Source organism: Mesorhizobium sp. P2_F8 (genome assembly GCF_056403655.1).
Window position 1 is genome coordinate 19,106 of sequence record NZ_JBFUFB010000012.1, and the last position, 20,348, is coordinate 39,453.

21 protein-coding genes and 2 pseudogenes are annotated in these 20,348 nt (G+C 64.1%); 9 read left to right on the top strand and 14 right to left on the bottom strand.

The annotated features are described in order from the left end of the window. Positions 1-34: 34 nt before the first annotated feature. The 8 genes and pseudogenes from AC1DZP_RS26410 to AC1DZP_RS26445 form a co-directional block, all read right to left on the bottom strand. Positions 35-1,471, bottom strand: a complete 1,437-nt coding sequence (locus AC1DZP_RS26410; protein ID WP_477306455.1) for an MFS transporter — start codon at positions 1,469-1,471, stop codon at positions 35-37. Between the two features lie 204 nt (positions 1,472-1,675). Beyond that, positions 1,676-2,158 carry a DUF992 domain-containing protein gene (locus AC1DZP_RS26415; protein ID WP_477306456.1) on the bottom strand — a complete coding sequence of 161 codons (483 nt, stop codon included), beginning with the start codon at positions 2,156-2,158 and terminating at the stop codon, positions 1,676-1,678. Between the two features lie 197 nt (positions 2,159-2,355). Continuing rightward, positions 2,356-2,832 (bottom strand): DUF992 domain-containing protein, encoded by a 477-nt coding sequence (locus AC1DZP_RS26420; protein WP_095084635.1) that lies wholly within the window; start codon positions 2,830-2,832, stop codon positions 2,356-2,358. Between the two features lie 189 nt (positions 2,833-3,021). Next, positions 3,022-3,873, bottom strand: a complete 852-nt coding sequence (locus AC1DZP_RS26425) for a tetratricopeptide repeat protein (RefSeq protein WP_477306458.1) — start codon at positions 3,871-3,873, stop codon at positions 3,022-3,024. 192 nt (positions 3,874-4,065) lie between these two features. Continuing rightward, positions 4,066-4,344 (bottom strand): 30S ribosomal protein S21, encoded by a 279-nt coding sequence (gene rpsU / locus AC1DZP_RS26430; protein WP_023810129.1) that lies wholly within the window; start codon positions 4,342-4,344, stop codon positions 4,066-4,068. 177 nt (positions 4,345-4,521) lie between these two features. Continuing rightward, positions 4,522-4,908: an SET domain-containing protein gene (locus AC1DZP_RS26435; RefSeq protein WP_095084633.1), complete on the bottom strand. Its 387-nt coding sequence runs from the start codon at positions 4,906-4,908 to the stop codon at positions 4,522-4,524. Positions 4,909-5,035: 127 nt separating this feature from the next. Continuing rightward, a pseudogene (locus AC1DZP_RS26440) lies at positions 5,036-5,792 on the bottom strand (SDR family oxidoreductase). 164 nt (positions 5,793-5,956) lie between these two features. Next, the gene (locus AC1DZP_RS26445; RefSeq protein WP_095084631.1) at positions 5,957-6,325 is read right to left on the bottom strand and encodes a DUF2568 domain-containing protein; all 369 of its coding nucleotides are present in this window, start codon (positions 6,323-6,325) and stop codon (positions 5,957-5,959) included. 200 nt (positions 6,326-6,525) lie between these two features. On the opposite strand from AC1DZP_RS26445, the gene AC1DZP_RS26450 reads away from it, so the two are divergent. The 7 genes from AC1DZP_RS26450 to AC1DZP_RS26480 all read left to right on the top strand — a co-directional run bounded on the left by AC1DZP_RS26450 (position 6,526) and on the right by AC1DZP_RS26480 (position 13,243). Then, positions 6,526-7,779: a sarcosine oxidase subunit beta gene (locus AC1DZP_RS26450; protein ID WP_095084630.1), complete on the top strand. Its 1,254-nt coding sequence runs from the start codon at positions 6,526-6,528 to the stop codon at positions 7,777-7,779. Next, the gene (locus AC1DZP_RS26455; RefSeq protein ID WP_095084629.1) at positions 7,779-8,201 is read left to right on the top strand and encodes a hypothetical protein; all 423 of its coding nucleotides are present in this window, start codon (positions 7,779-7,781) and stop codon (positions 8,199-8,201) included. Before AC1DZP_RS26450 ends, AC1DZP_RS26455 begins: the two co-directional genes overlap by 1 nt. 11 nt (positions 8,202-8,212) lie before the next feature. Continuing rightward, the gene (locus AC1DZP_RS26460) at positions 8,213-8,524 is read left to right on the top strand and encodes a sarcosine oxidase subunit delta (RefSeq protein ID WP_477306461.1); all 312 of its coding nucleotides are present in this window, start codon (positions 8,213-8,215) and stop codon (positions 8,522-8,524) included. After that, positions 8,521-11,514: a sarcosine oxidase subunit alpha gene (locus AC1DZP_RS26465; protein ID WP_477306463.1), complete on the top strand. Its 2,994-nt coding sequence runs from the start codon at positions 8,521-8,523 to the stop codon at positions 11,512-11,514. Before AC1DZP_RS26460 ends, AC1DZP_RS26465 begins: the two co-directional genes overlap by 4 nt. After that, positions 11,507-12,091: a sarcosine oxidase subunit gamma gene (locus AC1DZP_RS26470; RefSeq protein WP_477306465.1), complete on the top strand. Its 585-nt coding sequence runs from the start codon at positions 11,507-11,509 to the stop codon at positions 12,089-12,091. Before AC1DZP_RS26465 ends, AC1DZP_RS26470 begins: the two co-directional genes overlap by 8 nt. A gap of 59 nt (positions 12,092-12,150) precedes the next feature. Continuing rightward, positions 12,151-12,381, top strand: a complete 231-nt coding sequence (locus AC1DZP_RS26475) for a hypothetical protein (RefSeq protein ID WP_477306467.1) — start codon at positions 12,151-12,153, stop codon at positions 12,379-12,381. 76 nt (positions 12,382-12,457) lie between these two features. Further along, the gene (locus AC1DZP_RS26480) at positions 12,458-13,243 is read left to right on the top strand and encodes a ThuA domain-containing protein (protein ID WP_477306469.1); all 786 of its coding nucleotides are present in this window, start codon (positions 12,458-12,460) and stop codon (positions 13,241-13,243) included. A gap of 133 nt (positions 13,244-13,376) precedes the next feature. On the opposite strand, the gene AC1DZP_RS26485 is transcribed toward AC1DZP_RS26480, so the two are convergent. The 6 genes and pseudogenes from AC1DZP_RS26485 to AC1DZP_RS26510 form a co-directional block, all read right to left on the bottom strand. After that, entirely contained in the window at positions 13,377-13,625 is a 249-nt protein-coding gene (locus AC1DZP_RS26485) for a DUF680 domain-containing protein (RefSeq protein WP_457150376.1), read from the bottom strand. 216 nt (positions 13,626-13,841) lie between these two features. Beyond that, the gene (locus AC1DZP_RS26490; RefSeq protein ID WP_477306471.1) at positions 13,842-14,486 is read right to left on the bottom strand and encodes a TetR/AcrR family transcriptional regulator; all 645 of its coding nucleotides are present in this window, start codon (positions 14,484-14,486) and stop codon (positions 13,842-13,844) included. Positions 14,487-14,578: 92 nt separating this feature from the next. Beyond that, positions 14,579-15,355, bottom strand: coding sequence for an SDR family NAD(P)-dependent oxidoreductase (locus AC1DZP_RS26495; RefSeq protein ID WP_477306473.1), 777 nt, complete (start codon positions 15,353-15,355; stop codon positions 14,579-14,581). Beyond that, positions 15,355-16,388, bottom strand: a pseudogene (locus tag AC1DZP_RS26500) (phosphotransferase family protein). Before AC1DZP_RS26500 ends, AC1DZP_RS26495 begins: the two are co-directional and overlap by 1 nt. After that, positions 16,385-16,870 (bottom strand): MaoC family dehydratase, encoded by a 486-nt coding sequence (locus tag AC1DZP_RS26505; RefSeq protein ID WP_378922604.1) that lies wholly within the window; start codon positions 16,868-16,870, stop codon positions 16,385-16,387. The pseudogene AC1DZP_RS26500 and the gene AC1DZP_RS26505 overlap by 4 nt, the downstream one beginning before the upstream one ends. A gap of 36 nt (positions 16,871-16,906) precedes the next feature. Continuing rightward, a complete protein-coding gene (locus AC1DZP_RS26510) occupies positions 16,907-17,722 on the bottom strand; it encodes an SDR family oxidoreductase (RefSeq protein ID WP_477306475.1) in 816 nt (271 codons plus the stop codon). Positions 17,723-17,855: 133 nt separating this feature from the next. Between AC1DZP_RS26510 and AC1DZP_RS26515 the strand changes: the two genes are divergently transcribed. Continuing rightward, entirely contained in the window at positions 17,856-19,097 is a 1,242-nt protein-coding gene (locus AC1DZP_RS26515; RefSeq protein WP_477306477.1) for an acyl-CoA dehydrogenase family protein, read from the top strand. 54 nt (positions 19,098-19,151) lie between these two features. Further along, on the top strand, positions 19,152-20,189 hold the full coding sequence (locus AC1DZP_RS26520; protein ID WP_477306479.1) for a zinc-binding dehydrogenase: 1,038 nt from the start codon (positions 19,152-19,154) through the stop codon (positions 20,187-20,189). Positions 20,190-20,348 lie beyond the last annotated feature (159 nt).

The window sequence follows — 20,348 nt, forward strand, 5'->3', positions numbered from 1 at the left end:
CTTTTCCCGGGTTTCACACTTTCCTCGAATTGCTTTAACCAACGGCCTCCTGCAGGTGGTTTGCCGTCGACGATGTCCGCAAGGCCGCGAGGCAGCCCACAACGCCGAGCGGCACGAAGGCAAGAAACAGCCAGGACGCGACATTCGCGGCCGCGTCGTGATTCAGTCCTTCTGAAAAGCCGCTGGCATTGGCAACGATCCCGGCAAGTGCTGCGCCCACGGCATAGCCGATGCGCTGCATGGTCGGCACCGCAGCCGAGGCGATGGTCTGCTCGTCCTCCGGGGCGGAGGCAACGATGACGCGCGTCAGGAACGGCCAGGCGATGCCGAAGCCGCCACCCTGCAGCAGGGCGCAAAACAGGATCAGCGGAATGGAGCCCAGCGGTATCGTATAGGCAAAGCCGGCGATGCCTGTCGCGATCATCAGCGCGCCGCCAACGATGATCAACCGCTCGCGGTGCGGTGGCGCATTGGCGACGAGGATCGACAGGATCGACCAGGCGATCGATTCGGCGGCGATGATGTAGCCGGTGGTGAGCAGCGGGATGTTGTGCAGGCTGGTCAGGATCAGCGGCCCGTAGACGCCGAAGGAACAGGTCGCCACCGAAAAGGCGGCGACCATGGTCATGCCTGCGCCGACCGGTGTACGCCAAGAGAACAGCCGCGCCGGAAAAAGCCGGGAGCGCGGCTTCAGCGCGTCGATGTAGAAGAACAGCACCAGGCCGATGAGGCCGAGGGCCATCAGCACCGACGAGCGCAGCAGGGCGATGTCAACGCCTGCCGAGGCGATCAGCACCACGGCGACGGCAAGGCAGCCAAGCGCGGCGAATGGGAAGGGCGGCGCCTTGCCCGCGGTCGCCTGCGGCCTGGTGGCCTCGGGCGTGTTGAGGACAATCAGGCTCGCCAGCGCCATCGCAGTGCCGCCGAAGGTGAACATGCCAAAGGCCCAGCGCCATGACAAAAGCTCGGTCATGATCGCGCCGAGAAGCGGGCCGCTGAAGGCGGCGACGCCCCAGATCGCCGACATGATGCCGAAAAGCTGCGGCCAGATGGCGCGCGAGAACAGCCGTTCGACCGAGACGAAGGCCAACGACACCAACGCGCCGCCGCCAAGCCCCTCGATCAGGCGGCCGGCAAGGAACAATTGCATGGAAGGCGAGATGGCGCAGATCAGCGCCCCGGTGGCATAAAGGAGGGCGGCGACCACCATGTTGGTGCGCAGCGCCACATAGCTCACCAGCCGTCCGGCCGCGGCGCCGGCAACGATGGCGCCGAGCTCATAGATGGCCAGAGACCAGCCGACGAGCTGGACGCCGGCCAGTTCGCCGACCATGGCCGGCATCACCGTCGCCACCATCGTCTCGTTGGTGGCGTGCAGCAGGATGCCGAGGCTGATGAAGCAGAAACGCGCCAGGTCGCCGCTTGCCCACAAAGCGCGCCAGTCGACCCTGTTTGTGCTGATTCCGGTCATTTCCACCCCTGCCTTCCATATCTCGATGCCAGCGCATGGCGCCAGAAGCCAGTCTGGGTTTCCGGCAGGACCATGCGCAGGCGGGAGCTTGTATCGCGCGCCGCGTCGAGGGCGCCGCTCCAGTCGGGGCAGGCTTGTAAAACCTCAACCGGGGTTGAGCTCAAGCGAAATTTTCGAGATTTTTCTCGGCAGGCGACCGAGCGATCAATTCTCGGTGCTGCGCAACTGGAACTGGCTGACGCCGATGGCGAGGTTGATGCCGGTCTGCGTCTGCAGGCTGAGTGGCTGCAAGGTGAAGGCCTGCGAGGAGCCGCCGACCAGCAGATTGGCACCGGCGCCGACGGCGGCCGTTACCTCGGCGCTGGCGCCGACATAGTCGCCGGCCAGCGCGCCCGGCGCGTAGATGTTCTTCAGCGGTGTCAGCACGATCCACTGCATCACCGTCTGCTTCGTGGTGCCGATGTCGAGGCCGTATTTGTTGACGGCGCCGAAATAGGCTTCCGGCGCAAAGGTCTTGTCGGCGGGGTTGAAGGTGCAGCTCAAATCCTTGCTTGAGCCGAAGATGAAGCCGGTGCCGCCGCCGATGGCGCAATCCAGCACGCCGAGTTCGATGCCCTTGTCCTGTGTATGCGCCGCTCCGGCAAGCGTGGTGGCGAATATGGCAGCTACGATGGCTGTCTTTGGCATGCAGTCCCCCCAGCGGTTCGGAACCGCTCTTTCTCTTTGTTTTGACGCAATTCCCTACGGGAACGCGTCACGCGCTTTTCCTGGCAAAGCCGTTTCACCTTTTTCCCGGTATTGCCTAAGAATCAAACGGCGCGGAACCATCCTATCTGGTTCCGCGCCGTAAATAGAGGGGTCGTGGAGCGCATGGCTCCATGCAATCACTTGAGCGAGTGGATCAGCTCCAGCGAGGTCACGGCCACGGCGAGGTTGACGCCGGTCTGTGCTTGCACGCTGAGCGGCTCCAGCATGAAGGCGCTGTTGAAGCCACCGACCAGCAGGTTGGCGCCACCGCCTGTCACCACACTGGCCTCGGCATTGACACCATAATAGCTGCCGGCGAGATCGCCCGCATCACGTTCGCGCGTTGCCGCCAGCACGGCCCAGACGAGCTGGCCCTGATGCGTCTGGCCGACATCGACGCCGATCTTGGAGATGACGCCGGTGTAAATCTCCGACGGTCCGTGGTGGTAGGGGCGGAAGACACAGGACACGCCCTTGTTGGAAGCGACGATGTAAGAGGTGCCGCCATCAATGGTGCAGTCGAGCGTTCCGAGCTGCAGCTTGCCGGCGCTGGCAGGGGCGGCGGCGAACACCGTCGTGGCGAGGGCCGCGGCGCAGGCGAGTTTCTTGATCATGGGAGGGTCCTTTCGCAAATTGCTTGGAATAACGGCTTGGGTGGCCAGACCGTTCCCCTGAAAACTTGGCGCGAACAAGGCACGCGCCAACACCTTCCCGCCGGGGTTAATGCGCGGTTGCCGGATTGATGGGTTTTCGAGAGCCGCGCGCTCGTTCGGGCGCACAACGGGCAGCGTTTTGATTGGCGCCTAAGTCGCACCGCTGACGCGGGCGAGGCCATCCTTGGCCGGCTGGTAAGTCGAATCAAGATGCACGGCTTCGCGGTAGGATTTCCCCGCCTTGACCTTGTCGCCGCGCCGCTCGTAGATCAGCGCCTGATTGGCCCAGGCCTCGGCGTTCTTGCCGTCGAGCTTGATCGCCATGTTGAAGTCGGCAAAGGCGTTGTCTTCGTCGTTGGTGGCCAGATAGGAAAGGCCGCGGCCGTTGTAGGGCTCGGCGGCGTCCGGCGCTAGCGAGATGGCGGTCGAGAAATCCTCGATGGCGAATTTGTGCTGGCCCTGGCTCTGATAGATCAGGCCGCGATTGTGGTAAGCGCGCGCATCGGTGGTGTCGAGCTGGATTGCCTTCTGGAAGTCGTTGAAGGCATCCTGGGTGCGACCCGCCTTGCGGTAGAGATTGCCGCGGCCGATATAGGCGGCGTCATAATTGCCATTGATCTGGATCGAGCGGTTGTAGTCGTCGAGCGCGGCCTTCTGATTGCCGAGGAAGCGCTGAATGAGCGCACGGTTCGAATAGGCCTGGTAGAAATTCGGGTTGAGCTGGATCGCGGTGTTGAAATCCTGGAGCGCCGCCTGGTACTGGCCGCCACGGCCATAAGCTGAGCCGCGCACATTGTAGCCTTCGGGATCCTTGGGATTGCGCTGGATCACCGCCGACAGCGAGGAGATGTTCTCGCTCGAGCCTTGCGCCTTGTCGATGTTGTTGAATTCGCCTGTAGGGCCCGCGGTCTGGCAGCCGGCCAGCGCCAGCCCGGAAAGCAGGGCTGCCGTCAGGGCAAAGCCGCGCAATGGGGTTCTGCGCTCCACGCTGATTGCGTTCATGTCTGCCCTGTCCTCACTTCAGTCGCGTCACTCGGGTCCGGGTCCCCCCTCCGGGCCGGGTCAAAATTGTCGTAAAGCGTTAGAGCGTCCTTTGCGCGTCCAAGTGGACGCCTGTCGCCCTAAACAAAAAGGTGGCGGCGATTCCGCATCGCGCCACCTCTGGTATCCTTCGAAAAGGACGAAAAATTGGCGTTAGAACCGCGGCGGGCGCGGAGCACCACCTGCACCGCCGGCGGCGCCAGCAGCGACCGGACGCGGCGTCATCGGCAGCAGGCCTTCGCGCTGTGCGCGCTTGCGGGCCAGCTTGCGGGCGCGGCGCACGGCTTCGGCCTTTTCACGGGCGCGCTTCTCGGAAGGCTTCTCGTAATGGCCGCGCATCTTCATTTCGCGGAAAATGCCTTCGCGCTGCATCTTCTTCTTGAGCGCGCGAAGCGCCTGATCAACGTTATTGTCGCGGACGAGTACCTGCACGGGCAATCCTGTCTTTCGGGTTTGTTATCAACAGGCAAGCGGCCATAGCCACAAGCCTCCGCGGCGATCTACACCACGAATTGTGGCGGCTGATAGCAGAATCAGGCCGCGCTGTCCACAGCCGAAATGAACATCAGCGGCAAACCGCAGCTGGTTTGCCGCTGGATCGGGAGCCGACTACGCCGTGGCGAGGTGAAGCCGCTCGAAATCTTCGAAGAACTCGCCATAGTCGCAGGTGATCTCCTCGCCGGCCGCGATGTCGCGGGTGGCGATGGCGCCGCCATACTGCGAAAAATCCGTATTCGGCCGTTCGGCGTGATTCATGAAACGCCCATTGTCGACCTCATAGACCATGAAACCGGGACGGTCCGGGCTTGGATAGGCATAGCGGTCGAGCAATTCCCTCAGATGCGAGGGGGCTGCCTCGTATTTTTCCATCGGAATCAATCGGTCGAAATCCGGATCGAGCCGCCAGATCGAGGCGCCTTTCTTGATCGGCTCGGCGGCGAACACGCCGACGCCTTCGATTGCACTCGCAGCCACGTAGGTTCTGATCAGCATCATGGTTCCAGGACCTGTATTGGCAAAAGACCCGTTTCGACAGGAAACGGCATCGCCAAATCGCACGGAAAAAGCAAGGCCGGCCGTCCACCTTGCGACAATCAACATGCATCCTGGCGGGGAAAAGCCTTCACGTCCGGTTGATCGACACGCCGCCATCGGCAAACAGCGCAGCTCCCGTGGTGAAGCTCGATGCGTCGGAGGCAAGGTAAAGGGCCGAACGGGCGATCTCTTCCGGTGTCGCGACACGCTTCAACGCATGCAGGTTTTCGACGAAAGCCCGCGACTCAGGAGTCTTGAAGGTCGCTGCCGGCGTGTCGGTGCCGCCGGGCAGCAGCGCGTTGACCCGCACGCCCTTTGGGCCATATTCAGCGGCAAGCACCTGCGTCAGCCCGATCAGCCCGGCCTTGCTCGCGGCATAGCTGGTCATGCCGGGCATGCCGACGGTGTTGCCGACGAAGGTGGAAGTGAAGATCAGCGAACCACCGCCGCGCTCGATCATCGCCGGAACCTGATATTTCGCCGAGAAACGCGCTGGTGAGGTTGGTGTCGAGCGTCTCGCGCCATTCTTCCAGCGGCAGTTCCGAAATCGGACCCATGAGGCCGACGGCGCCGGCGTTGTTGAAGGCGATGTCGAGCCCGCCGAATTTTTCGACCGCCAGATCGACAAGGGCTTTCGCATGGGCTTCGTCACGGACATCGCCGGCAAGGGCGACGGCCGTGCCGTCGGCGTCGGCTATCTCGGCCACCAGCGCATCGAGCTCGGCCTGGCGGCGGGCGGCGACGATGACCTTGGCGCCTTCCTCGGCGAAGAGTTTCGCGGTGGCGCGGCCGATGCCGGAACTGGCGCCGGTGACGATGGCGATCTTGTTGGCGAGTGCGAGCATGGCTGTCGTCCTTCTGTCGGTCCTGTCTGGCCGACTGGTGCCGGCAACGAGGTCCCTTGATCGCAGGCCACACCTACCCGCGACACCCGATACCTGCGCAGTTCGTTTCTTGCGGCTGGTCGTTGGAGGGAGCGACTCGCGAAAGGCGACGCCGGTAGGGCGAACTATTGCTTCAACAACCAGCTGAGGCGATCGAGCGAGAATGCGTAGCTGATGACGATAAGCAGAGCCATGACGATGCCTGTGGTCATGCGGCCTGTCAGATAGAACCCAGCCGCGCCGCCGAACAGGATGACGAGCTCCAGAGCCAGACGCACCGCACCCGGTACGGGCACCGGGGCGCGGCCCGACCGGCTGGGATCGTCGAGCACGGCGAAGGTCCCCCACAAGGCAGCCGCAATGAGCGGCAAGGCCAGGGCCAGGAGCCACCGCCACAATCCATCGGAGAGACCCCAGCCCGACAAGCCGAGGCCAAGCAAGGCGGCAAGCTCCAGCAGGAAGCGCAACGTCAAATTCCACCAGGCGTTGCCCATAATTGCCTCCCGAGTCCCGCGACAGGCAATGTGACTGAAGGCAGCCATGGCTACCAGATCGCATGCGTCATTTTCGGCGCGGCGCAAAACGGCAAGCGCCGTCGCAAACAGCGCAAGGGTGGAAGCTGCGTTTCGCTAGTGATACACCTCGCGCGCCGGGGTCGATAGAATGCCCTGCCGCCATTTGCGAGGCTGGAACGTTGAAGAAATATTCGGTATTCGCCATCGCCCGCGAGGCCATGCGCGGCCACAAGGGCTGGGAGGAGCAGTGGTCCTCGCCTGAGCCGAAGAAGGAGTATGACGTCATCATCGTCGGCGCCGGCGGTCATGGCCTGGCCACCGCCTATTACCTCGCCACGGTGCACGGCATCACCAATGTCGCGGTGCTGGAAAAAGGCTGGCTCGGCGGCGGCAACACCGGCCGCAACACCACCATCATCCGCTCGAACTATCTCTATGACGAGAGCGCCGGCATCTACGACCATGCGCTGAAGCTGTGGGACGGGCTCAGCCAGGAGCTCAACTACAACGTCATGTATTCGGCGCGTGGCGTCATGATGCTGGCCCACAACGTGCACGACATCCAGGTGCTGAAGCGTCATGTCCACGCCAACCGGCTGAACGGCATCGACAATGAATGGCTGACGCCGGAGCAGGCGAAGGAATTCTGCCCGCCGCTAAACACCTCCAAGGATGCGCGCTATCCCGTCGTCGGTGCGGCCTTGCAGCGCCGCGGCGGCACGGCGCGCCACGATGCCGTGGCCTGGGGCTATGCCCGTGGCGCCTCGGCGCGCGGCGTCCACATCATCCAGAATTGCGAGGTCACCGGCGTCAAGCGGGCGGCTAATGGCGCGGTCATGGGCGTCGACACGACGCGCGGCTTCATCGGCGCCAAGAAGGTCGGCGTCGTTGCCGCCGGCCACTCGTCCGTCATCATGAACATGGCCGGCGTGCGCATGCCGTTGGAAAGCTATCCGCTGCAGGCGCTGGTGTCGGAGCCGGTCAAGCCGGTGGTGCCTTGCGTGGTGATGTCGAACACGGTGCATGCCTATATCTCGCAGTCCGACAAGGGCGAGCTGGTCATCGGCGCCGGCACCGACCAGTACGTCTCCTATTCGCAGACCGGCGGCCTGCACATATTGCAGCACACGCTCGACGCCATCTGCGAGATGTTCCCGATCTTCACGCGCATGAAGATGCTGCGCTCATGGGGCGGCATCGTCGACGTCACACCCGACCGCTCGCCGATCCTGGCCAAGACGCCGGTGCCCGGCCTCTATGTCAATTGCGGCTGGGGCACGGGCGGCTTCAAGGCGACGCCGGGCTCCGGCCATGTCTTTGCCCACACCATCGCCAAGGATGATCCGCATCCGATCAACGCGCCCTTCACCATCGAGCGCTTCCGCACCGGCCGACTCATCGACGAGGCGGCGGCGGCGGCGGTGGCGCACTGATGATGGCGCAGATGGCTGTCGCCATGCCGCTGATGCTGGCGGGGGAACAGGGCATGTTCCATTTTCCCTCGGCGGACGAAGTGCGCACGCAGCCGATCAGCCGCGCCGGGAACGAGGCCAACTGGCCGTTTTCCGTCGATGACGGCATCCTGGCCTGCGTGTGGAGCGGCGGCCAGAAGGTGGTCATGTTCCTGGAGAACATGCCTTCCGACCAGGATGAGGACGACACATTCGAGCCGCGCCGCGTCATCGTCACGACCGATCCGATGCAACTCACCATCGGCAACATGGCGTACCGCGACCTGTTTCGTCCGGCCGCAAGCGTGGAGGAGCGCATCCGGCTCGTCGCGCCTTTTGCCGCCATGGGCCAGAGGCTTTGCGACCAACCCGCCGGCGCTCATGTCGGCAACGGCGAATTGTAGGAACGAACCAAATGCTTCTCATCCGCTGCCCCTATTGCGAGGAAGAGCGCCCGGAACTCGAGTTCCGCAACGCCGGCGAGGCGCATATCGCGCGCTCGGCCAACATGGCTGGCGAGAGCGACGACGATTTCGAAAAGTTCTTCTTCATCCGCTCGAATCCCAAGGGCATCATCTATGAGCGCTGGCGGCACATGCATGGCTGCGCGCGCTTCTTCAATGCGGTGCGCGACACCGTCACCGACAAGTTCATCATGACCTACAAGGCCGGCGAACCGCAGCCGTCGAAGCTGCCCATAATCTCTAACGAAGTGGTTGCCAAATGAGCGGCGCGTTCCGCATTCCCGGTGCCGGTCGCCTCAAGCAGGCGAAGACCGCGCGGTTCAACTTCGATGGCCAGTCCTACACCGGTATCGAGGGCGATACGCTGGCCTCGGCGCTGCTTGCCAATGGCGTCCATCTCGTCGGCCGCTCGTTCAAATATCACCGCCCGCGCGGCATCCTGTCGGCGGGCGCGGAAGAGCCCAACGCGCTGGTCGAGATCAAGCGTGACGCGGCGCGCAAGACGCCGAACGTGCGGGCCACCGTGCAGGAGCTCTATGACGGGCTTGAAGCACAGTCGCAGAACCGCTGGCCGTCGCTGTCCTTCGACGTCGGCGCGGTCAACGACATCGCGTCGCCGCTGTTTTCTGCCGGTTTCTACTACAAGACCTTCATGTGGCCGAAAGCGGCCTGGAAGAGCCTTTACGAGCCGAAGATCCGCGCCGCGGCCGGCCTTGGCATTTCCCCGGATAAACCTGATCCCGACCATTATTCGTCGCGCTATGCGCATTGCGACGTGCTGGTGCTGGGCGGCGGTGCAGCCGGCATCGCGGCAGCACTCGCCGCGGCCGAGACCGGCGTGCGCGTCATCCTCGCCGACGAGCAGGCAGAGTTCGGCGGCAGCCTGCGTTTCGAGACCGGCGCCGGGATCGATGGCCAGGACGGTTTTGCCTGGGCGCAGGCGGCGATTGCCAGGCTTCAAGGCATGGGCAATGTCCGCGTGCTTCCGCGCACCACGGCCTTCGGCTACTACGCGCAGAATTTCGTCGGCTTGGTCGAGCGCGTCAGCGATCATCTCTCCGCCCCCGGCCACGACCTGCCGCGCGAGCGGCTGTGGCAGGTGCGGGCCAAGCGCGTGGTGCTGGCCTCCGGCGCTATCGAACGGCACATGGTCTTCGCCGACAACGACCGGCCGGGCATCATGCTGGCCGGTGCGGCGCGCACCTATCTCAACCATTATGGCGTCGCTGTCGGCAAGAATGTCGGCGTCTACACCGCCAATGATTCCGCCTATGCGGCGGCGATCGACCTTAAGAAGGCCGGCGTCAACGTGGCGGCGATCGTCGACCTGCGCGACCATCCGACCGGACCGGTGATCGACGAGGCGAGGGCGCTCGGCATCGAGGTCAATTTCGGCCGCGCGGTGATCCGCGCCGGTGGCAAATTGCGGGTGTCGTCGATGACCGTGCAGCCGAAGAATGGCGGTGGCGAACGCACCATCCCGGTCGATGCGATCCTGATGTCGGCCGGCTGGACGCCGTCGGTGCATCTGTTCTCGCAGTCGCGCGGCAAGGTCGCTTTCAACGACGAGACCAAGCGCTTCGTGCCGGGCACCTATGCGCAGGATTGCGTCTCGGTCGGCGCCTGCAACGGCACCGACGGGCTGTCGGCGACGATCGACGAGGCTTATGCGGCCGGCGAGAAGGCAGCGAAAGATGCCGCTGCTAAAACCGCCAAGAGCAACAAGCCGAAGGTCGACGCCTCAGAGAGCTGGTCGCGCGGCATGCTGGGGGCTGCCCCCGGCGCCGGACCGGACACCACGGTCAAGGCCTTTGTCGATTTCCAGAACGACGTCACCGCCAAGGATATCCGCCAGGCGGTGCATGAGGGCATGCGCTCGATCGAGCACGTCAAGCGCTTCACCACCAACGGCATGGCGACCGACCAGGGCAAGACCTCCAACATGCACGGCCTGGCGATTGCCGCCGAGGTACTTGGCAAGCCAATCCCGGAAGTCGGCCTGACCACGTTCCGGGCGCCCTATACGCCTGTCACCTTCGGCGCGATCGTCAGCCACGCCCGCGGGCCGCTGTTCGACCCGACGCGCAAGACGGCGATCCATCCGTGGGCCGAGGCGCAAGGCGCCGTGTTCGAGGATGTCGGACAGTGGAAGCGCGCCTGGTATTTCCCCAATGGGGGTGAAGACATGCACGCCGCGGTCGACCGCGAATGCGTCGCGGTGCGAAAGACGGCCGGCCTGTTCGATGCCTCGACGCTCGGCAAGATCGAAGTGGTCGGGCCGGATGCGGCCAAGTTCATGGAACTGCTGTACACCAATCCGTGGGAGAAGCTGGAGCCAGGCCGCTGCCGCTATGGCATCATGCTGCGCGAGGACGGCTTCATCTATGATGACGGCGTCGTCGGCAGGCTGGCGCCAGACCGCTTCCATGTGACGACGACGACCGGCGGCGCGCCGCGCGTCATGAACCACATGGAGGATTATCTCCAGACCGAGTTCCCGCAACTCAATGTCTGGCTGACCTCGATCACCGAGCAATGGGCAGTCATCGCCGTACAGGGACCGAAGTCGCGTGACATCATCGCGCCGCTGGTCGAAGGCATCGACATGTCCGACGAGGCGCTGCCGCACATGTCGGTGCGCGAAGGCAAGATCTGCGGCGTACCGACCCGGCTGTTCCGCATGTCGTTCACCGGCGAGCGCGGCTTCGAGGTCAACGTGCCGGCGGACTATGGCCAGGCCGTATGGGAAGCGCTGTGGGCCGAAGGCCAGAAGCATGGTGCGGCGGCCTACGGCACCGAGGCCATGCACGTGCTGCGCGCCGAAAAAGGCTACATCATCGTCGGCCAGGATACCGACGGCACGGTGACGCCGAACGATGCCGGGCTCGACTGGGCCGTCGGCAAGAAGAAGGCCGATTTCGTCGGTATCCGCGGCATGGCACGGCCGGATCTTGTCGCCAAGGGCCGCAAGCAGCTGGTCGGTCTCAAGACCAAGGACCCGAAAGTGGTGCTGGAAGAAGGCGCGCAGATCGTCGAGGATCCAAAGCAGGCGATCCCGATGAAGATGATCGGCCACGTCACCTCGAGCTACTGGTCGGAAAATTGCGGCCGCTCTATTGCCCTTGCGCTGGTCGCCGGCGGCCGCGACCGCATGGGCGACACGCTCTACGTGCCAATGCCGAACGGGGTGATCGAAGTGGAGGTTTCCGGCATGGTGTTCTTCGACGAGACGGGAGGGCGCCTCAATGGCTAAGGCCGCTGCAAGGAAGACAGCTCCGGCTGCATCGCCTTCGGTCGAGCGCCGTCCGGCGCTGGCCGGACGCAGCACCGCCGCGACCGGCGCCAAGGTCGAGGTGCTGCCGCCGGCCGAGCGCATCGCGCTGCGCGCGCCGGAGGCTTCGACTGCCGCCCTTTCCAAGGCGCTTGGTGTGACCTTGCCGAAAAAGCCGAAGACCTCGGCCACGAAGGCCGGCCGCACCGCTCTGTGGCTTGGTCCCGACGAATGGCTGGTTATCGATGAGGCCGGCAACGATCCGCTCGCCGACTGCGCCGCGGTTTCCGCCCTCCATTCGGCCGTCGGTATATCGCATCGCAACATTGCGATCGCCGTGACGGGCGCCGGCGCGGCCGCGGCGATCAATTCTGGCTGCCCGCAGGATCTGTCTCTTGATGCCTTCCTGGTCGGAGCGGCTTCGCGCACGATCCTGGGCAAGGCCGAGATCGTGCTGCTGCGCACGGCGGCCGAGGCCTTCCGGGTCGAGTGCTGGCGTTCCTTCTCGGACTATGTCTTTACTTTCCTGTCCGAGGGATCGCGAGACGCAGCGGTCTGAACTCGGAACGTTTTGCAGGGCACGCTCGTTCTGCATCCGCACGCCGAGGGAGAATGCCGATGCCGTCGAATTCCCCGCCGAAGTCGCCGGTCAAGAAAAGCCCTGCCGTTCGTTCGCTCGAACATGAGAAGCACGAAGGCTCGAGCGCCGAAGAAGAACTCGAGGAAGGCCTCGAGGACACATTTCCTGCCAGCGATCCGGTGTCGATAACCGGGACGGCCATCCCCGGCGGTCCCGCGAAGCCGGGCAAGGCCAAGACCGTGGCCGGCCGCAAGAAGCGCACGAGGTAGTTTCCATCGGACCAGGCCGGATCTGGCCTTCTCAATCCCATCGGACATGCTATTTAAAGCGCTTTGGGAGAGAAAAATGCCGACAAAAGCCATCGTTTGGGGCGAGAACGTCCACGAGCAGACCAATGCCGCCGTGCGCGACCTTTATCCCTTGGGCATGCATGGCACGATCGCCGCGGCGCTCAACCAGGACAAGGGTATCGAGGCGACCACCGCCACCTTGCAGGAACCCGAGCACGGCTTGAACGAACAGCGCCTGGCCACCACCGATGTCCTACTGTGGTGGGGCCACAGGTCGCATGGCGAGGTCAAGGACGAGATCGTCGAGCGCGTGCAGAAGCGGGTATGGGAAGGCATGGGGCTGATCGTGCTCCATTCCGGCCACTACTCGAAGATATTCAAGCGGCTGATGGGCACGCCCTGTTCGCTGAAATGGCGCGAGGCGGGCGAGCGCGAGCGCGTCTGGGCGATCAACCGCAGCCATCCGATCGCGCAGGGCATCGACGAGTGCCTGGAGATTGGCGAGACGGAAATGTATGGCGAGCCGTTCGCGGTGCCGGAGCCGCTCGAGACGGTGTTTGTCTCCTGGTACGAGGGCGGCGAGGTGTTCCGGTCCGGACTGACCTACCAGCGCGGCGCCGGCAGGATCTTCTACTTTTCGCCCGGCCACGAAACCTACCCGATCTACCACAATGAGGGCGTGCAACAGGTGCTGCGCAACGCCGTGCATTGGGCTCACAACCCGGCGCCGGCCTGGTCCGGCATCACCAATGCGCCGAACGTGCCGACGGATGCCGCCAAGGAGAAGATCGTCCAGAAAGGGCTGCGCCTGCATGCCGACGGTGACAAGGGCCTAAGTTGATGGGCCAGGCCTGGCTACGCGTCAGCGTTCGACTGGGCCAGTCCGGTGCCGCCAACCGAGGTGGCGTCGCTTAGACCAAACTGCTCGCCAGGCCGGCTTTCAATTTGCGCCGGCCTCGGCGTTTGATTTTGTCTCAGAATGTGCTGGGCACGATCCACGGATTGATGCTGATGCCGAGCCGCGGGCCCTTGCCGTCAGCGGTGTTTTCCGTGGAACCCTGCTTCTCGACCGAGCCGGTGGGAGCGCAATCGAGCTTCACATGGGTCCTGGTGTCGACGCAGGTCGCAGCCGGTGCCTGCTTGACCGGATGGGTGGCGCCGGCGGCGAAGGCCGAGCCCGAAAGTGCCAGCACGGCGGCGAGGGTGAGGAGTGTCGTTTTCATCGTCAGTCTCCGTTTTCGACCGTTGAATTTTTTCCGTACATGTACGATACGGCGTACATATACGTCTGGCGATGCCGTCGTTCAAGTCAGAAACGTACATGTACGAATGAATTTTATTGAACTTTTATTGAACGCCGAAAATCGCGGCGTTCTGGCGCAGCCGAGCACTCCAACCGGACGTTGGTCGTGGTTGTCAGAGCCTGTAAGGGAAGCCGCTCAGCACTTGACCGGCGTTTCGGTCAGCGGCGGCACGGTCTGCGTGCTCAGCGTGGCAAGCGTGAAATCGCACATCCGCTTCACGAAAGCCTGCGGGTCGCCGAACGGATAGAACGGAAAGGTGATCAGCAGCGAGATCGTGCCGTGGCCGACCGCCCACAGCATGGTGGCGATGGCGCGCGGGTCGCCCTGCAGCTTGCCGGCGGCGACACAGGCCTCGACCCTGCTGATCAGCGCGTTCATCGCCGGGTTGCTCTCTTCCATGTCCTCGTAGCTCCTGCCTTCCGGCAGCTTGGTCTTTTCGGTCATGAACACGGTGCGGTATTCGTTGGGATTGCCGAGTCCGAAAGCGGCATACTCGGTCATGACCGCCTGCAATGCCTCGATCGGATCGTCGGACGAATGCTCCTCGATGCGGCCGGCAAGCGTCTCGAATGCATCCTCGGCCAGGGCGAACAGGATGTCCTGCTTGTCGGCGAAGTAGGAATAGACCGACATCGGCGCGTAGCCGACCCGCTTGGCCAGTTTGCGGATGGTCAGGCCTTCATAACCCTCTTCCTGGACGAGCTTGTGCGCGGCCTCGACCAACTCGGAGCGCAGTTCGGCCCTTTGTTTCTCGCGGCGTGTCTGGACGCTCGGCGGCAAGATCTCGTGCCTTTGGTTGGTTGGTACCTGGCTAAATTATATACGCTGTACGAAAACGGACAAGGGCGCGACAGGTTCCCAAACGGCATGCTTCAGATCGCACCGATGCCGCCGTCGACGGCCAGCGCATGGCCGGTCATGAAGGAGTTTGCCGGATCGGCGGCAAACAGGATGGCGGTGGTGATTTCGTCGACTTCCGCCACCCGCTTCATCGGCACGCCACGCGTCAGCTCCGCCAACGCCTCCGCTTCCGGCGCGCCGGAGACGCGCACGAACCTGTCGACCATCGCCGTCCTCGTGTGGGCGGGGCAGATGGCGTTGATGCGCAGGCCCTTGGTGGCGTATTCGACCGCGGCCGAGCGGGTCAAGCCAATGACGCCGTGCTTGGCGGCGGCATAGACCGAGAGTTTCGGCGCGCCGGACAGGCCGGCGGCCGAAGCGATGTTGACGATGGCGCCGCCCTTGCCGGTCGCCTTGAACTGCCGCTCCATCTGCGGAATCTGGTGCTTCATGGCATAGAAGACGCCGAGCAGATCGACCTCCAGCACCCGGCGAGCCTCGTCCGAGGGGATCTGCGGCAAGCGCACGAAGCTCTGGACGATGCCGGCATTGTTGATGGCGACATCCAGCCGGCCGAATTTTTCAACCGCCAGCCTGACCAGATCCTCGGACAGTTTTTCGTCGGCGATGTTGCCGGCAAGGGTCGCCGTTTCGGCCTGCAGCGTGGCTGCAAGGTCGGCCAGCGCCCTTTCGTCGATATCCGACAGCACCAGCCGCGCGCCTTCAGCGGCAAAGCCTTTCGCCGCACCCCGGCCAAGCCCGCCGGTCGCACCGGTGATCAGCACGGTTGCTCCCGCAAAACGGCCCATCACGCCTCCTGGTCGATCAGTTTCGCGGCGAGATGCGAAAGCAGTTTTACCGCCTCGCCATAGGTTCTGGCCTTTTCGGGATTGGAGGCGTTGCCGTCCAATGCCCGCTTGAAGACGCCCTGGCAGATCGCCGCCAGACGGAAGAAGGAGAAGGCCAGGAAGAAGGTCCAGTCGCCGATGCGGCTAGCCCGCGTCGCCGGCAGTAGGCGACGACATAGTCCTCTTCGGAAGGCAGGCCGAGCGCGCGACGGTCGATACCGCCCAGGCCGCGAAAGCCCGAGGCGTGGGACAGGCGCCATTGCATGCACTGATAGGCGATGTCGGCGAAGGGGTGCCCGAGCGTCGACAATTCCCAGTCGAGCACCGCCAGAACCGTCGGCTGGTCGGCGGCAAAAATCAGATTGTCCAGCCGGTAGTCGCCATGCACCAGAGAGACGCGGCCGTCGTCGGCGGGCCTATGCGTCTCAAGCCAGGCAATCAGCCGGTCCATATCGGCGATGGTACCGGTTTCCGAGGCGCGATACTGGGCGGTTCAGCGGGCCAGCTGGCGCTCGAAATAATTGCCCGGCCGACCGAAATCGACGAGACCCGCAGCCCCGACATCGACATCGTGCAGCGCCGCAAGCGTAGCGTTCATGGCATCGTAGATGGCGGCGCGTTCGTCGTTGTCGCGGGCCTCCGGCAGCGCCGGATCCCAGAGGATGCGGCCGTCGACGAAATCCATGACGTAGAACATACGACTGATCGGCGAGTCCTCCGCCGACAGATGCAGCATCCTGGGCACCGGCACGGCGGTGCCGGCAAGGGCGCTCATCACGGTGAATTCGCGGTCGACCTGATGGGCCGATTTCAGCAGTTGCCCGGGCGGCTTGGCGCGCAACACGTAGCGGCCGCTTTGCGCAGTCAAAAGGTAAGTCGGGTTCGATTGGCCGGATTTGAATTTTTCGATGGAAAGGAGCCCGGTGAAGCCGGGGATGCTGGCCTCGAGATAAGGCGCCAGTGCTGCCTGGTCGAGAACGTTCGGATCGTTCATGCCGTCTCGGGCTGGCGTTCGATCAGGGTCAGCGTGAGCCAGCGAGCGGTCAGTGCCGGTTTCTTGGAGCCTTCGATCTCGATCGTCACGTCATGCGCGGTCTGTACCCAGCCCGACGGCCTGACCTTGACGTCGGCCAGCACGAAACGGGTGCGGATGCGCGCGCCGGTCTTCACCGGCGCCAGGAAGCGCAGCGAGTCGAAGCCGTGGTTGACGCCCATCTTGCCGTTTTCCAACGGCGGCATGGTCTCGAAGGTCATCGCCGACAACAGCGACAGCGACAGGAAGCCATGCGCGATTGTGCCGCCGAACGGCGTCTCGCGCATGGCGCGCTCCGGATCGCAGTGGATGAACTGGTGGTCGTCGGTGGCGTCGGCGAACTGGTCGATCATGCGTTGCGTGACTACCCGCCACGGCGACACGCCAACTTCCTTGCCGACACTGGCCAGAAGTACATCGAGACTGATCGGTTCCACGCGGATGTCCTCCAGTTCACCCCCGGCTCCGGCCGGAAAATGTTATTCCTTGAACAAGGTCAGCCCATGCTGCACCGACTGTCCGCCGTCGATCGGCAGGATGGCGCCGGTAACATAGCTGCCTGCACGGCTGCACAAATAGAGTGTTGCGCCGGCAATGTCATCCGGTGCGCCGATACGCCCGATCGGAACATGGTTGCCGACATGCTTGGCTTGCTCTTCCGTGCCGGTGGCAAAAGCCGTCATGCGGCTCTGGAAGGGGCCGGGGGCGAAGGCGTTGACGGTGATGCGGCGGGCGGCGAATTCGAGCGCGAGGGTGCGCGTCAGATGATGAACCGCGGCCTTCGACGCCGTGTAGGAATAGGCATCGTCGGCCAGCGGCTGCGTGCCCATCACCGAACCAAGATTGATCACCCGGGCCGGATCGGCATCGCTGGCGGCGGCATCGAGTAGCGGCAGCAATTCGCGCGTCAGATGGAAGACCGCGGTGACATTGACACCGAGCACCTTCGCCCAGGCGGAATAGGGAAAGCTCTCCAGCGGCGCGCCCCAGGATACACCGGCATTGTTGACCAGGATGTTCAGGTGGTCGGTCCGCGCCTTGACCTCGGCGACGAGCGCGGCAATGCCGGCTTCGCTGGAGACATCGCCGGCGAAGCCTTCGGCCCGGCCAGGTGTGCCAAGCCCGTTCAGTTCACCGGCGACCTTGATGCAATCCTCGCCCTTACGCGAGGCGATCATGACGCTCGCGCCGGCCTTCACCAGCGCGGTTGCCGCCATGCGGCCGATGCCGGTCGCCGCTCCCGTCACCAGCGCGGTCTTGCCGGCCACCGAAAACAGCTCGTCCAGATAGCTCATTACAAATCCTCCGCGCCCTGCCTTGGTGTGCGGGCCTCGGTGTGCAGGCAAAACAGTTCGCGTTGACAAGGCTATCCGAAGTACGGTCATCCTTGCCACGGGTAAAATGCCTGGCCTGCATGAAGGGTTAGCGATGACGGAGATGAATCTCGGGATGACCGAGCGGCTGAAGCCGATCCACGCGCGCGTCGCGGCCATGGTGCGCGACGAGATCATGCCGCTCGACAAGGAATTCCTCGGCGAAGTGGGCAAGCAAGGCGACCGCTGGGCCTACAGCGCGCGCCAGAGCGAAATCCTCGAAGGGCTGAAGAAGACCGCACGGGAGCGCGGCCTGTGGAACTTCTGGCTGACCGGCTCGGAGCGCGGCTACGGCCTGTCCACGGTCGAATACGCCTATCTTGCCGAGGAGATGGGCAAGGCGCATCTCGGCGCCGAGACCTTCAACTGCTCGGCGCCCGACACCGGCAATATGGAGGTGCTGGAACGGTATGGATCGGCCGACCACAAGAAGGCGTGGCTCGAGCCGCTGCTAGACGGCAAGATCCGCTCGGGCTACCTGATGACCGAGCCGGATGTCGCCTCGTCCGACGCCACCAACATTGCAATGCGCTGTGAGCGCCAGGGCGGCGATTATGTGCTCAACGGCGAGAAATGGTGGGCCTCCGGCGCCGGCGATCCGCGCTGCGCCATCTACATCGTCATGGTTAGGACCGGTGCCGACGAAGAGCCGAAACACAGGCGGCATTCGATGGTCCTGGTGCCATCCGACGCAAAAGGCGTGACCAAGGTCCGGGCCATGCAGGTCTATGGCGACGACGATGCGCCGCACGGCCACATGCATCTTCGCTTCGACAATGTGCGTGTGCCCGCATCGAACCTGATCCTCGGCGAGGGCAGGGGGTTCGAGATCGCGCAGGGCCGGCTCGGCCCCGGCCGCATCCATCACTGCATGCGCGCCATCGGCCAGGCCGAGATGGCGCTGGAGATGCTGTGCCAGCGTTCCGTGCGCCGCGAGGCCTTCGGCCAGCCCTTGGCAAAACTCGGCGCCAATTTCGACATCATCGCCGAATGCCGCATGGAGATCGAGATGGCGCGGCTGCTCTGCCTGAAGGCGGCATGGATGATCGACCAGGGCGATGCGCGCGCCGCAGCACCCTGGATCAGCCAGATCAAGGTGATCGCGCCGCGCGTGGCGCTCAAGGTCACCGACGAGGCGGTGCAGATGTTCGGCGCACAAGGCATCAGCCAGGACACGCCGCTGGCGCGCTCATGGACGCATCTGCGGACATTGCGCCTTGCCGATGGGCCTGATGCCGTGCATCGCCGCCAGGTGGCGCGGACCGAACTGAAGAAATACACGCAGGAAAAGGTCTGAGCGCCGGCATTCGTCACCCGGCGCCGCCGGCAGGTCCAAGCAAGGAGTGTTCCGATGACCGTCCCCTCCGAAATGAAGGCGCTGCTGCTTGTCGGCGACGGCTACACAAGGACGCCTTCCGGCAGCGTGCTGGAAGCGATGGAGCCCTATCTCGAGCCGGGCAGCATCGCGGTGCCGACGCCAGGGCCAACGCAGGTGCTGATCAAGGTCAGCCTCGCCTCGATCAATCCGTCCGATGTCGCCTTCATCAAGGGTCAGTATGGCCAGCCGCGCGCCAAGGGCCAGCCGGCCGGCTTCGAGGGTGTCGGCACCGTCGTCGCCGGTGGCGATGAGTCCTATCCCAAGAGCCTCGTCGGCAAGCGCGTCGCTTTCGCCACAGGCGTCAGCAACTGGGGCTCATGGGCCGAATATGCCGTCGCGGAAGCGGTGGTCTGCATCCCGCTGATCGACACCGTTCGCGACGAGGATGGCGCGGCGATGATCGTCAACCCGCTCACCGCGCTCGCCATGTTCGACATCGTCACGGAAGAGGGCGAAAAGGCCTTCGTCATGACCGCCGGCGCCAGCCAACTCTGCAAGCTGATCATCGGCCTGGCCAGGGAAGCGGGTTTCCGGCCGATCGTCACGGTGCGCCGCGACGATCAGATCGCGGCGCTGAAGGAGCTTGGCGCGGCGTACGTCCTCAACGAAAAGGCGCCGGATTTCAAGACGGCGCTACGCGAGGTGATGAAGGCCGAACAGCCGCGCATCTTCCTCGACGCGGTGACCGGGCCGCTGGCCTCCGCCATTTTCGACGTCATGCCGAAGCGCTCGCGCTGGATCATCTACGGGAGGCTCGATCCCGAAGCCACGATCATCCGTGAACCCGGCCAACTGATCTTCCAGCACAAGCACATCGAGGGTTTCTGGCTGAGCGAGTGGATGCGCCAGTTTCGCGACCGCCGCGGCCCGGCGATCATGGAAGCGCAGAAACGGTTCTCCGATGGGCGCTGGTCGACCGATGTAACGGCGGTGGTGCCGCTCGCCGAGGCAATGGCGCGGGTGCCGGCGGAACTGGCCAAGCCCAACGGCAAGGTGTTCATCCGGCCTTAGCATGAAGGTGCCCGAAGCTCGAACACGAAGCCTCCAGACGCTCTCGACGCCAAAAATGGCGATGTCCGGCTGCCGCCGGTGCCGTCGGGGCACCATCCACTCTTTCAGCCCTCTATGCCGCGCCGCTTTGTCCGTGATATGCCGCCGCCATCGAATGCC